Source organism: Pseudomonas sp. Colony2 (assembly GCF_019382755.1).
In the GTDB taxonomy this organism is placed as follows: domain Bacteria; phylum Pseudomonadota; class Gammaproteobacteria; order Pseudomonadales; family Pseudomonadaceae; genus Aquipseudomonas.
Genome location: NZ_CP080030.1, coordinates 5458755 through 5473052, shown reverse-complemented (window position 1 = coordinate 5473052; position 14298 = coordinate 5458755). Strand labels below are relative to the sequence as shown.

15 protein-coding genes are annotated in these 14298 nt (G+C 63.5%); 7 read left to right on the top strand and 8 right to left on the bottom strand.

The annotated features are described in order from the left end of the window. From JV201_RS21855 to arsC, 3 genes are read right to left on the bottom strand one after another with little or no spacing between them, the layout of a single operon-like run. Positions 1-420, bottom strand: a complete 420-nt coding sequence (locus JV201_RS21855) for a DUF2069 domain-containing protein (protein WP_177019556.1) — start codon at positions 418-420, stop codon at positions 1-3. Continuing rightward, on the bottom strand, positions 404-1018 hold the full coding sequence (gene wrbA / locus JV201_RS21850) for an NAD(P)H:quinone oxidoreductase (RefSeq protein WP_004371390.1): 615 nt from the start codon (positions 1016-1018) through the stop codon (positions 404-406). The genes JV201_RS21855 and wrbA overlap by 17 nt, the downstream gene beginning before the upstream one ends. Continuing rightward, complete coding sequence (gene arsC / locus JV201_RS21845; protein WP_004371385.1) at positions 1015-1368, bottom strand: arsenate reductase (glutaredoxin); 354 nt, start codon at positions 1366-1368, stop codon at positions 1015-1017. The genes wrbA and arsC overlap by 4 nt, the downstream gene beginning before the upstream one ends. Before the next feature lie 115 nt (positions 1369-1483). On the opposite strand from arsC, the gene JV201_RS21840 reads away from it, so the two are divergent. Beyond that, positions 1484-1945: a TlpA disulfide reductase family protein gene (locus JV201_RS21840; protein WP_219406034.1), complete on the top strand. Its 462-nt coding sequence runs from the start codon at positions 1484-1486 to the stop codon at positions 1943-1945. Positions 1946-2062: 117 nt separating this feature from the next. Here JV201_RS21840 and JV201_RS21835 read toward each other — a convergent pair whose 3' ends face one another. From JV201_RS21835 to JV201_RS21820, 4 genes are all read right to left on the bottom strand, one after another. Next, the gene (locus JV201_RS21835) at positions 2063-2467 is read right to left on the bottom strand and encodes an META domain-containing protein (protein WP_004371380.1); all 405 of its coding nucleotides are present in this window, start codon (positions 2465-2467) and stop codon (positions 2063-2065) included. After that, positions 2464-2904: a hypothetical protein gene (locus JV201_RS21830; protein ID WP_004371378.1), complete on the bottom strand. Its 441-nt coding sequence runs from the start codon at positions 2902-2904 to the stop codon at positions 2464-2466. Before JV201_RS21830 ends, JV201_RS21835 begins: the two co-directional genes overlap by 4 nt. Before the next feature lie 71 nt (positions 2905-2975). Continuing rightward, on the bottom strand, positions 2976-3965 hold the full coding sequence (locus tag JV201_RS21825) for a 2-hydroxyacid dehydrogenase (RefSeq protein WP_177122872.1): 990 nt from the start codon (positions 3963-3965) through the stop codon (positions 2976-2978). 214 nt (positions 3966-4179) lie between these two features. Further along, on the bottom strand, positions 4180-6933 hold the full coding sequence (locus JV201_RS21820) for a response regulator (protein ID WP_219406033.1): 2754 nt from the start codon (positions 6931-6933) through the stop codon (positions 4180-4182). A 205-nt stretch (positions 6934-7138) separates the two neighbouring features. Between JV201_RS21820 and JV201_RS21815 the strand changes: the two genes are divergently transcribed. Then, positions 7139-7867, top strand: a complete 729-nt coding sequence (locus tag JV201_RS21815) for a response regulator transcription factor (protein WP_004371371.1) — start codon at positions 7139-7141, stop codon at positions 7865-7867. After that, positions 7854-9224 carry a sensor histidine kinase gene (locus tag JV201_RS21810; protein ID WP_008434990.1) on the top strand — a complete coding sequence of 457 codons (1371 nt, stop codon included), beginning with the start codon at positions 7854-7856 and terminating at the stop codon, positions 9222-9224. The genes JV201_RS21815 and JV201_RS21810 overlap by 14 nt, the downstream gene beginning before the upstream one ends. A gap of 3 nt (positions 9225-9227) precedes the next feature. Here JV201_RS21810 and JV201_RS21805 read toward each other — a convergent pair whose 3' ends face one another. Then, complete coding sequence (locus tag JV201_RS21805) at positions 9228-9743, bottom strand: DUF2062 domain-containing protein (protein WP_004371367.1); 516 nt, start codon at positions 9741-9743, stop codon at positions 9228-9230. A 147-nt stretch (positions 9744-9890) separates the two neighbouring features. On the opposite strand from JV201_RS21805, the gene JV201_RS21800 reads away from it, so the two are divergent. Genes JV201_RS21800 through lpxK form a run of 4 tightly spaced genes read left to right on the top strand, consistent with a single transcriptional unit; the run spans position 9891 to position 14284 of the window. Continuing rightward, positions 9891-12182, top strand: coding sequence for a DNA internalization-related competence protein ComEC/Rec2 (locus JV201_RS21800; RefSeq protein ID WP_219407210.1), 2292 nt, complete (start codon positions 9891-9893; stop codon positions 12180-12182). A 31-nt stretch (positions 12183-12213) separates the two neighbouring features. Next, a complete protein-coding gene (locus JV201_RS21795) occupies positions 12214-12849 on the top strand; it encodes a MotA/TolQ/ExbB proton channel family protein (protein WP_004371363.1) in 636 nt (211 codons plus the stop codon). Then, positions 12846-13274 (top strand): biopolymer transporter ExbD, encoded by a 429-nt coding sequence (locus JV201_RS21790; protein WP_004371361.1) that lies wholly within the window; start codon positions 12846-12848, stop codon positions 13272-13274. The genes JV201_RS21795 and JV201_RS21790 overlap by 4 nt, the downstream gene beginning before the upstream one ends. After that, a complete protein-coding gene (lpxK, locus tag JV201_RS21785) occupies positions 13274-14284 on the top strand; it encodes a tetraacyldisaccharide 4'-kinase (RefSeq protein WP_008434985.1) in 1011 nt (336 codons plus the stop codon). The genes JV201_RS21790 and lpxK overlap by 1 nt, the downstream gene beginning before the upstream one ends. Positions 14285-14298: the final 14 nt, after the last annotated feature.

Sequence of the window (14298 nt, the reverse complement as noted above, 5' to 3'; positions counted from 1 at the left end):
TCAGGCAGGCAATCCTTCCCCCGCCAACCGCCGATTCAGCTGATGCCGGTACCGCACATACATCAACGCCGTGCAGAACACCGCCAGGCTCGCCAGCATCTCGAGCACACCAAACCACTGCCGGTTCGGGTCATACGCCGCCAGCGCACCCTTGATGAAATACAGGTTCACCACAAAGCACATCCATGAATGCCCGCGCGCGCTGCCCAGGATCATCCCCGGCGCCAGCAACAGCAGCGGCACCAACTCGATCAGCAGAATCACCCACGGCCGCGCGCCATGCAGATCGGCGAACGCCAGGTAGTAGGCACACAGCAGCCCCACCAATCCCAGGAACGCCAGCAGGCTTAACGCCCGCATCGCCTTGACCCGTGGCTCCAGCCAGGCCTGGGGCGGCAGTAGCTTAGGCTTCCTGGCCACGGCCGTTCTCCAGTAGCGCAGCGGTCTTCGCTAGGCGCAGGCCGAGTGCGCGGCACAGGGCGATCTCGTGTTGATCCAGCGCACGCTTGCCGTCGGCACCGGAATGGTGGCTGGCGCCATAAGGCGTACCGCCGCCCTTGGTGTCGAGCAGCGCCTGTTCACTGTAGGGCAGTCCGGTGATCAGCATGCCGTGGTGCAGCAGCGGCAGCAGCATCGACATCAGCGTGGTCTCCTGGCCGCCGTGCAGGCTGGCGGTGGAGGTGAACACGCCCGCCGGCTTGCCGACCAGGGCGCCGGTCAGCCACAGGTTGCTGGTGCCGTCGAGAAAGTACTTGAGCGGCGCGGCCATGTTGCCGAAACGGGTCGGGCTGCCCAGCGCCAGGCCTGCGCAGTTCTTCAGGTCATCGAGGCTGCAGTACAGCGGGCCGTCGACCGGAATGTCCGGCGCCACGGCCTCGCATTCACTGGAGATGGCCGGCACGGTGCGCAGCCGCGCCTCAAGCCCGGCTTGCTCGATGCCCCGGGCAATCTGCCGGGCCATTTCGCTGACTGAACCGTTGCGGCTGTAATACAACACCAGCACATACGGCGCACTCACGAAACCAGCTCCAGGATGTTCTCCGGTGGGCGGCCGATCACGGCCTTGTCGGCGGTGGCGAGGATCGGACGCTCCATCAGTTTCGGATGAGCGGCGATAGCAGCGATCAACTGTGCTTCGCTGAGGCTGGTGTCAGCCAGGTTGAGGGTTTTATATTCGTCCTCGCCGGTACGCAGCAGTTGCCGCGCGCTGATGTTCAGCTTGCCCAGCAGGGCCTGCAATTGCGCGGCGTCGAGCGGGGTTTCCAGGTAGCGCACCACCGTCGGTGTGAGGCCACGGGCTTCCAGCAGTTCGAGCGCACCGCGGGATTTCGAGCAGCGCGGGTTGTGATAAAGCGTCAGATCGGTCATGTGCGGGTCGCATCTTGCGTAAGGTGGCGGGTATTCTACCCGCGCTGCGCCGCGTCCTTAAACCATGAGAGGCGATAGGCCGCAGCCAACGTTCATTTTTACGAAGGATTACCCCATGACGAGGCGACTGTTAGGCGCATTGGCAATCATCGGCACACTGCTGCTCAGCGGCTGTGGCAATGATTATGGCGTTGACCAATATGGTCAGAAAGTGGCCGCCGAACGCCTGGACAAGCAATGGCTGGTGGTTAACTACTGGGCCGAATGGTGTGGCCCGTGCCGTACCGAAATCCCGGAACTCAACGCCTTGGCCGAACAGCTCAAGGGCCAGTCGGTGGGGGTGTTCGGGGTGAATTTCGACAACGTCCAGGGTGAAGAGCTCAAGAGCGCCAGCGAGAAGCTGGGCATCAAGTTCACCGTACTGGCGCAGAACCCGGACGGGATCTTCGAAATTCCCCGCAGTGAAGCCCTGCCGGTGACCTACATCATTGATGACAAGGGCAAGGTGCGCGAGCAACTGATGGGTGAGCAGACGGCGGAAGGGGTGTTGGCCAAGCTCAAGGCGTTGCGCGGATAAAAAATGTGGGAGCGGGCTTGCTCGCGAATGCGGTGTGACAGTCACCGGATACATCGACTGATCCACCGCTTTCGCGAGCAAGCCCGCTCCCACATTTAGATTTGTTGCGCCTTCAGATCAGCCTTCTTCCAGCCACAACCGCAACGGCTTGCCATCCGCCGGCCAGAAACGGGTCTGTTCGATCGGCGAGATGTCCCAGCGCTGCACGCCTTGCAGGGCCTGGAAGAAGCGGTGCTCCTGCTCCATCAGCGCTTCGGCGCAGAGTTTGCGGGTGCTGCCGACCTTGCCGAAGCTCAGCTTGTCGCCATCCAGGGTGTAGGGCGCGAACCAATGGTTGCAGCCACCATTGCCATAGGCCCGGCCATCGGCGCCGAGGGTCACGGTCAGGTGGGCGTAATCCATCAGCGGCCGCTCACCGATCCATTCCACCACGTAGCTGTGATCCTGCTTGAGCTTGACCTCGTCGCTGGCGCAGCCCGCAAGGCCTGCACCCAGCACGGCCAGCATCAGCAAGGCTTTCATTGCGCGGCCTGCTGGCATTTCGGGCAGCGGTGCTTGTCACCCAGGGTGGCCCAGCCCAACTCGGTAACCCGTGCAGTGGCGGCCGGTTGCAGCGGCTCCTTGGTCAGCTTGGTTTCCACCGCGAATTCAAACTCCAGCACGTTGTCGCAGCTGTCGCAGTTGACCTTCCAGGTGTGAATCTCCAGTTCGCCGAATTTCGGCCCCTGGGCCATGGCGACCCACTGGCCCGCCGGGCGGATGGAGTAGCGCGCATCGCCTTCGACGGTCAGGCGCATCGACAGGGTTTTGCTGCCGCGCAGGGTGACGATCAGAACGTCGCCGTTCTTGATCGAGCCACCGTTGCCGGTGACTTGATAACGGCCCGGCACCAGGGCCCGGCATTCGATCAGGGTGTGTTGCGGGCTCAGCAAGCTGAAGCGGAAATCGTGTTCGGCCATGGATCCTCCAAATAGGCGCGGCATCCTATCATGCGCCGCTACCCATCATGGCGCGGCTATGTGACCGCTGATCATCCTTCGACGAGGTTTTGCGCCTGCCCGCCAGCCCACGCCGCGATGTTGGCCAGGGTGGTGCCGGCAATCGCCCCCAGCGCCTCGCGGGTCAGGAAGGCCTGGTGCGCGGTGATGATCACATTGGGGAAGGTCAGCAGGCGCGCCAATACGTCGTCTTGCAGGGGCAGGTCCGAGCGGTCTTCGAAAAACAGCTGGGCCTCTTCTTCATACACATCCAGCCCCAGATAGCCGAGCTGGCCATCCTTGAGTGCGTCGATCAGCGCCGGGGTGTCCACCAGGCCGCCGCGCCCGGTGTTGATGAGCATCGCGCCGGGCTGCATATGGGCGAGGCTTTGGGCGTTGATCAGGTGTTTGCTGTCCGCCGTCAGCGGGCAATGCAGGCTGATGATCTGCGATTCGCCCAGCAACTGCGGCAGGCTCACATACCGGGCGCCAAGGGCCTCGACCTGCGGATTGGGGTAGGGATCGTACGCCAGCAGCCGGCAGCCGAACCCGGCCATGATCTTGGCGAATGTGGCGCCGATCTGCCCGGTGCCGACCACGCCGACGGTCTTGCCCACCAGGTCGAACCCGGTCAGGCCGTGCAGGCTGAAGTCACCGTCGCGGGTGCGGTTGTAGGCGCGGTGCAGGCGGCGATTGAGGGCCAGGATCAACGCGACCGCATGTTCGGCCACCGCATGGGGCGAGTAGGCCGGCACCCGCACGATGGTCAGGCCCAGGCGCTTGGCGGCGGGCAGGTCGACATGGTTGTAGCCGGCGGAACGCAGGGCGATCAGGCGGGTGCCGCCGCTGGCCAACTGCTCCAGCACCGGAGCGCTGAGGTCATCGTTGATAAAGGCGCAGACCACTTCGTGGTGTTCGGCCAGGGCCACGGTGTCGAGGTTCAGCCGGGCCGGCTGGAATTGCAACTGCATGCCTTCGGGCAGCGGTTGGGCGAGAAAGCTGTCGCGGTCGTAGGTCTGGCTGCTGAAGAGGATGATGCGCATCAAATATTCCTTCTTGATGATGGAAAGCTGCTTTTGTGGCGAGGGGGCTTGTCTGTGGTGAGTGAGCTTGCTGTGGTGAGGAGCTTGTTGTGGCGAGGGAGCTTGCTCCCGCTGGGCTGCGCAGCGGCCCCAAAATCCTGGGAGCGCTTCGCACTCCAGCGGGAGCAAGCTCCCTCGCCACAGCAAGCCTCCCTGTCCGCATTGCCCCGAAAGTTTACGCGCTGACTCGCGCCTCGCTGGCCAGCCGGGCAATCGCCATGTCCAGTTCATCCAGGGCCGGCATGGCCTTGGCGTCGTCCTGCTTGAGCAGGGTCTCGGCCCGCTGGCAGGCCGCACGCAATTGCGGCACGCCGCAATACCGGGTGGCGCCGTGCAGGCGGTGCACCCGTTCGATCAGGGCGTTGCGGTCATTGGCGTCACGGGCGACGCGAATCGCTTCACGGTCCGCTTCCAGCGAGGCCAGCAGCATCGCGAGCATGTCTGCCGCCAGATCCGCCTTGCCGGCCGCCAGGCGCAAACCTTCTTCATGGTCCAGCACCGGCAATTGCGCGGCATGCCCGAAACTTTCGGTGCCACGGTCCGGGCCCTGGTTGCGCAGGGCCAGCCCGGTCCATTTCAACACCACCTGGGCCAGTTGCCGTTCGCTGATGGGTTTGGTCAGGTAATCATCCATGCCGCTTTGCAGCAGGGCGCGTTTTTCGTTGGCCATCGCATGGGCCGTCAGCGCGACGATGGGCAGCGGTGTGCCATGGCGTTCGCTTTCCCACGTGCGGATTGCCTCGGTGCTCTGGCGACCGTCCATCCCCGGCATCTGCACGTCCATCAGCACCAGGTCGAAGGCTTCCTGCTTCACTGCCTCGATGGCCGAGTAACCGCTTTCCACCGCCTGGACCTTGGCGCCCATGTCTTCCAGCAGGGTTTGCACCAGCAGCAGGTTGGCCGGGTTGTCGTCGACACACAGCACCCGCGGCGCGCGGCTGGACAGGGGCTCGCCGGGTTCGCTGCGCAGCGGGCGCGGGCTGATCAGGTCGGCCAGGGCGCGACGCAGTTTGCGGGTGCACGCGGGCTTGGCCTGCAACTGGCTGTTGGGGTTGGGCACCGAGGGGTTGAACAGCAGCTGTTCGGTGGTCGGGCACAACACCAGTACCTTGCAGCCCAGGTGTTCGAGGTCCCACAGGTGCTGGTTCAAACGCTCCGGCGGAATGTCGTTGGCGGTGATGCCCAGCACGGCCAGGTCAATCGCCTGTTCGGTCTGGTGGGCGCTGGTGATGCCGTTGGTCAGGCTTTCCAGGCTGTTGAACGGGGTGACTTCCAGGCCGCAGTCTTCCAGCTGATGTTGCAGGGCCTGGCGCGCCAGCTCGTGGTTTTCCAGCACCGCCACGCGCCGGCCCAGCAGCGGCGCGGAGGGCAGGTCTTCGATATCGTCACGGGTTTTCGGCAGGTTCAGGCTGATCCAGAATTCCGAGCCTTCTCCCGGCGTGCTGTCGACGCCGATCTCACCGCCCATCTGTTCGATCAGGCGCTTGGAAATCACCAGGCCAAGGCCGGTCCCGCCGGGTTGGCGTGACAGCGAATTGTCCGCCTGGCTGAACGCCTGGAACAGCGCCCGCACATCCTGGTTCGACAGGCCGATGCCGGTGTCCTGCACGCTGATGCGCAGTTGTACGCTGTCTTCCTGTTCGTCTTCAATCATGGCGCGGGCAACGATGGTGCCTTCGCGGGTGAACTTGATCGCGTTGCTCACCAGGTTCGTGAGGATCTGCTTGAGCCGCAGCGGGTCACCCACCAAGGCGAGCGGCGTGTCGCGGTAGACCAGGCTCACCAGCTCCAGCTGTTTGGCGTGGGCGGCCGGGGCGAGGATGGTCAGGGTGTCTTGCAGCAAGTCCCGCAGGTTGAACGGGATGCTGTCGAGCACCAGCTTGCCGGCCTCGATTTTCGAGAAGTCGAGGATTTCGTTGATGATGCCCAGCAGGTTGTCGGCGGATTTTTCGATGGTGCCCAGGTAATCCAGCTGGCGCGGTGACAGTTCGCTTTTCTGCAACAAATGGGTGAAACCAAGGATGCCGTTCAACGGCGTGCGGATCTCATGGCTCATGTTGGCCAGAAACTCCGACTTGATGCGGCTGGCTTCCAGGGCTTCCTTGCGGGCCAGGTCTAACTCGATGTTCTGGATCTCGATGGTTTCCAGGTTTTGCCGCACGTCTTCGGTGGCCTGGTCGATGCTGTGTTGCAATTCTTCCTGGGCGTTTTGCAGGGTCTCGGCCATGCGGTTGATGCCCGAGGCCAGGTGATCCAGCTCCTGGCTGCCCAGGGGTGGCAACCGGGTTTCGAGATTGCCGTCCTTGAGTTGCGCGACGGCCTGTTTGATCAGGCCGATCGGTGAGTTGATCGTACGGCTGATGCGCAAGGCGAGGGCAGCGGTACAGATCAGGCCGATGGCGATCAGCAACAGGCTGGCGAACAGGCTGCGGTAGCCACGCAGCAACATGCCGTTGTGGGACAGTTCCAGCTCGACCCAGCCCAGCAGGCGGTCGGATTCATCCGGGATCAGTTCACCGGCGAGGTTGCGATGGCGGCCGAACACCGGCAGCAGATAACGGGTGGCGTCATTGCCGGTGCGCTGCAACAGGTGCGAACTGTTGCCGATGGGCGGCTGGTTGAGCATGGTCGGCCCGGCGTGGGCCAGGGGCGTGCGGTCGGGCCCGAGGAACGATACGGCGCGCACATCGGTTTGTTCCAGGGACTGGGTGGCGATGCGTTCCAGCAGGTCGGTGTTCCTGGTGCCGAGGGCCGGGGCCACCAGCGGCGCCAGTTGCTCGGCGATCATCTCGCCGCGTTGCAGCAACTGCGACTGCAACTCCGAAAGCTGCATCCAGGTGAAGTACCCGCCCAGCAGCAACGCCATCAGGCTGGTAGGCAATAAGGTCAGCAACAGTACGCGGCCTTTTATCCCCATTCTTTTAAGCACGCCACTCTCCTGCTACCACACTGTTGTCGAATTCCACGCAGGCATCCGGCCCGCGCCACCTGCGCAGTGTAGCCATTTGCGCGGCGGGGAATCTTGCAAAATTAATGACCTGAGGCAAACCTTGGGCCGCCGGACGCCCGGCGGCGGTTGCTCATGGGGGGGCAATCTTGAATAATCAGTCATTGAGAATGACTTGCAGACGCTAATGAATCCCGCAGCACTTGGCTTACCCAGTATCCTGGCGATTGAAGACGATCCTGTGCTTGGCGCCTATGTCCATGAGCAATTGGGCCTCTGTGGCTTCCAGGTGACCTGGTGCCAGAATGGCCAGCAGGGCCTGCAAATGGCCCGCGATCAGCGCTTCGACGTGGTGTTGATGGACATCCTGCTGCCGGGCATGGACGGTTTGTCGGTGCTCACGCATTTGCGCCAGAGCCATTCGATGCCGGTGATCCTGATGTCGGCCCTGGGGGCCGAAGCCGATCGCATCAGCGGTTTTCGCCTGGGGGCCGACGATTACCTGCCCAAGCCGTTCAGCATGGCCGAGTTGCGGGTGCGCATCGAAGCGATCCTGCGCCGGGTCGCCCTGGACCGGCGGCCGTTGCCGGCCCTGGCGGCGGTGCGCGGCGATGCCCGCAGCCTGCGTTTCGATGACGAGCTGTGTGATGTGTTTCACCGGGAGCAGTGGGCCGGCCTGACCCGCAGCGAATATCGCCTGTTGGAAACACTGCACCGCAACGCCGAAGAAGTCCTCAGCAAAGCCTTCCTCTACCAGCATGTGTTCCAGCGCGGCTATGCGCCCCATGACCGCAGCCTGGACATGCACATCAGCCAGATTCGTCGCAAGCTCAAGGCTGTCGGCTACAGCGAGCGGGAAGTGCGCACGGTGTGGGGCAAGGGCTATGTGTTGAGCGGTCACGATGACGGGCTTTAAAGCCGCGTTCAAACGGCTGCCGGGCAAGCATTCGTTATTCTGGAAACTGGCCTGCCTGCTGATCGCATTCTGCTTGCTGATGATCTGGCTCAGTTGGTCATGGGGCCGGTATATGGAAGAGCAGAATGCCTTTCTGTCCAGCGAGGCCCGCGCCACCCTGAGCGGTTATGCCGCTGGCGCGGAACTGGCCTGGAACAAGGGCGGCAACGCCGGTGTGGACGAATGGTTGCACACCCTGGGCCAGCGCGAGCGCACCTGGGTGGGGGTCATCGGCAACGACCTGCAATCCCTGAGCAGCTACCCACTGACGGACAAGGAGAGCCAGCGCCTGACCTTCCTGCGCGGCCTGGACTGGCCCGTCAGCCGGCATGCCAAGGGCCTGCCGTGGTTGAAAATTCCGTTCCCGCTCGACCCGGGTGCGGGCTCCCTGGTGATCGAGTTGCCGCGGCGTTTCATGCCCGGTCAAAACCAGCTGTTCTGGCGGATCGTCACCAATGGCGTGATTCCCGGCCTGTTCACCCTGCTGCTGTGCATCGGCCTCTACCGGCTGTTGATCATGCCCCTCAACCACCTGCGAGAGCAGGCCAACGCCTGGCGTGCCGATCAACTGGGCACCCGGCTTTCCCGCGACACCACCAGCCGCCAGGATGAACTGGGGGAATTGGGCCGCGCGTTTGACCAGATGTCTGAACGCCTGCAAGGCACCGTGGCCCTGCAACAGCAACTGCTGCGGGATTTGTCCCATGAGTTGCGCACACCGTTGAGCCGCCTGCGTGTGGCCAGTGACAGCGAGCAGGACCTGACCCAGCTGCGCGAGCGCCTGGGGAGGGAAATCGACGGCATGCAGCGCCTGGTGGACGACACCCTGCAACTGGCCTGGCTCGACACCGAACGCGCGCCGTTGCCCAAGGAAGACATCCAGGTGCAGGCGCTGTGGGACATGCTCCGGGAAAACGCCTGTTTTGAAAGTGGCTGGCCGGCCTCACGCTTGCAGTGCGAGCTGGGGGCCGACTGCTGGGTGCGCGGTCATCTGAACCTGCTGGCCCAGGCATTGGAGAACATCCTGCGCAATGCCATCCGGCACTCTGCGCAAGACGGAACGGTGCAATTGGGCGGGCAGCGTGAGGGGGATCACTGGCACTTGTGGCTGGAAGACCAGGGCGGCGGGATCGATGAGGTGGAGTTGGAGCGAATCTTTGCGCCATTCACCCGGCTGGACGGTTCAAGGCCCGGCGACGGCGGCTTTGGCCTGGGCTTGAGTATTGCGCGCAACGCCGTGCAGCGTCAGGACGGCAGCCTGTGGGCGGAAAATACCGGCCAGGGTTTACGTGTGCACATGCGCTTGCTGGCGCGCTAACGGTTACAACCTGCGCTGTTTGCGTTTTTTCCACTGGCGGGCCACCCACCAGCGCCAATAGCCCATGGTCAGGCAATAACCCAGCACCGCCATCACCAGCCCCAGTACTACCGAGCCCAGCAGGAACGGTTGCCACAGCGTCGACAACTGCCCGCTGATCCATTCCCAGGTCAGCTCGTCGGGCATGCTGCGGGGTGGCACATTCATCAGCCAGGCCCCGGTCATGTAGGTGCAGAAAAACACCGGCGGCATGGTAATCGGGTTGGTCAGCCAGACCAGGCTCACGGCAATCGGCATGTTGCCGCGCACGCTGATGGCGAGGACCGCTGCCAGCAGCATCTGCAAGGGAATGGGGATGAATGCCGCGAACAGGCCAACGGCCATGGCCCGCGCGACCGAGTGCCGATTGAGGTGCCAGAGATTCGGGTCATGCAGCAACTTGCCGAGAAAGCGTAAGGATTTGTGTTCCCGAATGCTGGTCGGATCGGGCATGTACCGTTTGAATAAGCGCCGTGGCATAAGGGGTCCAGGTCAGTTCGAGGGGCAAGTATGCCCGCATTCCACGAACGTGAAATTCAGACTTTGTGACAAATAATAATAGGCCACACCGCTAGCCCGGCTAAGACTCAATGGGTCGCTTTCAAGGAAAGATCCATGAGAACAGGGATGTTCGCACTCGCGCTGGGGCTGCTCGCCTTGCGTTTTTTACCCGCGTTGCCGTCCGGCGGCTGGCTGTTGCTGATGCCGGTGCTGGCCCTGATGCTGTTGCCTTTTCGTACCTATCCGCTGGGGTTTTTCCTGCTTGGCCTGGGCTGGGCATGCCTCAGCGCGCAGTGGGCGCTGGATGACCGGTTGGCCCCGCATCTGGATGGCCAGACCCGCTGGGTGGAAGGGCGTGTCAGCGGGTTACCGCAGCAGATGGGCGACGGTGTGCGCTTCGAACTGACCGACAGCCGGTCACGCAAGGACCTGCTTCCCAAGCGCATTCGCGTGTCCTGGCGCGGCGGCCCACCGGTTAAGAGCGGTGAGCGCTGGCGACTGGCGGTGACTCTCAAGCGTCCTTCCGGATTGCTCAATGCCGATGGCTTTGACTATGAAGCCTGGCTGCTGGCCCAGCGGATTGGCGCCACCGGCTCGGTCAAGGACGGCCAACTGCTGGCACCGCCACGACATGCCTGGCGCGACGGGATTCGCCAGCGGCTGCTGGCAGTGGATGCCCAGGGGCGAGAGGCGGGCCTGGCGGCGCTGGTGCTCGGCGATGGTTCCGGGTTGGCCGCCGAGGATTGGCGGGTCCTGCAAGCCACTGGCACCGTGCATTTACTGGTGATATCCGGGCAGCACATCGGCCTGCTGGCGGGGTTGATCTATGGCCTGGTCGCCGGTCTTGCGCGCTACGGGGGTTGGCCGAAACCTTTGCCGTGGCTGCCCTGGGCCTGCGGCCTGGCGTTTGCTGCAGCGCTGGGCTACGGCCTGCTGGCAGGTTTCGAGGTGCCGGTGCAACGGGCCTGTGTGATGGTGGGCCTGGTATTGCTGTGGCGTCTGCGGTTTCGTCACCTGGGAATCTGGTGGCCGCTGTTGCTGGCGCTGGACGCGGTGCTGATCCTCGAACCGTTGGCCAGCCTGCAGCCGGGGTTCTGGCTGTCTTTTGCGGCTGTTGCGGTGCTGATTTTGGCGTTCAGTGGCCGATTGGGCCCCTGGCCCTTGTGGCAAGCCTGGACCCGCGCCCAATGGATGATTGCCATCGGCCTGTTTCCGCTGCTGCTGGTGCTCGGCCTGCCTATCAGCCTGAGCGGGCCGCTGGCCAACCTGGTTGCGGTGCCGTGGATCAGCCTGGTGGTGCTGCCCCTGGCCTTGCTGGGTACGGTGTTATTGCCGCTGCCTTATATAGGAGAGGGGTTGTTATGGCTGGCGGGCGGCACACTGGACGGGCTGTTCAAGGCCTTGGCGCTGCTGGCGCAGTACTTGCCGGCCTGGATACCGGCGCAAGTGCCCATTGGCTATTGGCTGGTGAGCCTGCTGGGGGCGGTGCTGTTATTGCTGCCCAAGGGCGTCCCGTTTCGGCTGCTGGGCTGGCCGATGTTGCTGCTGGCAGTGTTCCCGCCGCGGGAGTCGATACCTCATGGGCTGGTCGAGGTGGTGCAACTGGATGTCGGCCAGGGGTTGGCGATCATCCTGCGTACCCGCAACCATGTACTGCTGTATGACGCCGGGCCGCGCTCCGGTGAGTTCGATCTTGGCGCGCGTGTCGTATTGCCTGCGTTGCGCAAGCTGGGGGTCGCAGAGCTGGACGTGATGCTGCTCAGTCATGCCGATGCCGATCATGCTGGCGGCGCGTTGGCCGTCGCCCATGGGTTGCCGGTCAAGCGTGTGGTGGGCGGTGAGACGGCACGGCTGCCGGCCTCGCTCGGTACCCAGGCGTGTGTCAGCGGCGAGCAGTGGGAGTGGGACGGCGTGAGGTTCGAGCTATGGCAATGGCCTGATGCGACGGACGGTAACCAGATGTCCTGCGTGTTGCGGGTGCAGGCCAATGGCGAGCGCTTGTTGCTGACCGGGGATATTGACCATGACGCCGAGCGGGCATTGCTGGCCACTCCCATGGGCGCTCCTGTCGATTGGCTGCAAGCGCCGCACCACGGCAGCCGCAGCTCGTCGTCATGGGCCTTTCTACAGCGCCTGGCACCCAAGGCCGTGTTGATTTCCCGGGGGCGCAGCAATGGATTTGGCCACCCGCATCCACAGGTGCTGGAGCGTTACCAGGCCATGGGCAGCGCGATTTATGACAGTGCCGAGCAAGGCGCACTCCGCCTGCAACTGGGCACCTTCCAGCCGCCGATGGCCGCGCGCAGCCAGCGGCGTTTCTGGCGCGAGCGTCCACCGCAAAACAGCGTTACCAAAGAGCGGCCCCTGCGACAGGATGCTCTGGGGCAGGCCAGCCCTTCCACCGGACCCTTATGGTAAAGTGGCGCACTTTTTCGAGGGGACATTCACTGTGTGGGAATTGGTCAAATCCGGCGGCTGGATGATGTTGCCGATCATTTTGAGTTCCATCGCCGCACTCGGCATCATCGCCGAACGCCTATGGACCCTGCGTGCCAGCCGTGTAACGCCTGACCACCTGCTGGGCCAGGTCTGGGGCTGGATCAAGAACAAGCAGCTCGACAAGACAAAGCTCAAGGAACTGCGCGCCAACTCGCCCCTGGGTGAAATCCTCGCCGCCGGCCTCGCCAACTCCAAGCACGGTCGCGAGATCATGAAGGAGTGCATCGAAGAGGCCGCCGCCCGGGTCATCCATGAGCTGGAGCGCTACATCAATGCCCTGGGCACCATCGCCGCCATGGCACCGTTGCTCGGCCTGCTCGGTACGGTGCTGGGCATGATCGATATTTTTAGCTCATTCATGGGGTCGGGCATGACCACCAACGCCGCAGTGCTGGCCGGTGGTATTTCCAAGGCCTTGATCACCACGGCGGCGGGCCTGATGGTCGGTATTCCTTCGGTGTTCTTCCACCGTTTCCTGCAACGGCGCATCGACGAACTGGTGGTGGGCATGGAGCAGGAAGCCATCAAGCTGGTGGAAGTGGTACAGGGCGACCGTGACGTGGACCTGGTTGAGGGCAACGCGTGAAATTTCGTCGCAAGCAACGGGAAAACGTCGATATCAACCTGGCGTCGTTGATCGACGTGGTGTTTATCCTGCTGCTGTTTTTTGTCGTCACCACCACCTTTACCCGGGAAACCCAGCTGCGCGTCGACCTGCCGGAAGCCGTCAGCGGTTCGCCGGCGGAAGACCAGCAGGCCAAGCAACTGGACATCGCCATCAGCGCCGATGGCGTGTTCTCGGTGAATAACCAGTTGCTGGAGAAAAACGACCTGGCCAGCCTGATGGAAGCGCTGCAAAAAGAGTCTGGTGGGGACACTAACTTGCCACTGTCCATCAGCGCCGATGGCAACACCAAGCACCAGGCCGTGATCACGGCGATGGACGCTGCCGGCAAGCTCGGCTTCAGCCATTTGCGCATGACCACCGTCGAGGCGGCGAGCCAACCCTGATGGCCATGACTGATCGTTTGCTCAAGGCCTGGTACGAAGGCCATCCTGCACTTGCGTTATTGCAGCCGCTGGAATCCCTCTATCGCCGGGTGGTGCAGCGCAAGCGCGCACGGTTCCTGGCGGGCGAGGGCGAGATCTATCAGTCGCCGGTGCCGGTCGTGGTGGTAGGCAATATCACGGTGGGTGGCACCGGCAAGACGCCCATGATTCTCTGGCTGATCGACCATTGCCAGCGCAGTGGTTTGCGCGTCGGTGTGGTCAGCCGCGGTTATGGCGCCAAGCCGCCACAGTTTCCATGGCGCGTAGAGGCCGATCAAACCGCTGCGGTGGCGGGGGACGAACCCTTGCTGATCGTGCAGCGCAGCGGCGTGCCGCTGATGATCGACCCCGACCGCAGCCGCGCCGTGAAGGCGCTGTTGGCCAGCGAAACCCTCGACCTGATCCTCTCCGACGACGGCCTGCAACATTACCGCCTGGCCCGTGACCTGGAACTGGTGCTGATTGACGCCGCCCGCGGGCTGGGTAACCGTCGCTGCCTGCCGGCGGGGCCGTTGCGTGAGCCGGTCGAGCGTTTGCAGAGCGTCGATGCGCTGCTTTACAACGGCGCAGGTTCTGACCGTGACGACGGCTATGCCTTCCGTCTGTTGCCTGCCGCGCTGGTCAACCTGCATACCGGCGAGCGTAAACCCGTCGAACACTTCCCGGTGGGGCAGCAGGTACATGCGGTGGCCGGCATCGGCAACCCGCAACGTTTCTTCAATACCCTTGAAACGCTACACTGGCGCCCAATACCCCATGCTTTTGCCGACCACGCGCCGTACAGCGCCGAGGTCTTGAATTTCACACCGGCACTGCCGTTGGTCATGACTGAAAAGGACGCGGTGAAGTGCCGCGCCTTTGCCAGGCCCGACTGGTGGTACCTTGCGGTGGACGCGGCACCGTCACCGGCGTTTATCGCCTGGTTCGACACGCAGTTGATGCGCTTGCTGCCCGCTCGCCTTTTGCCTTAAAACGCTGCTCTCCA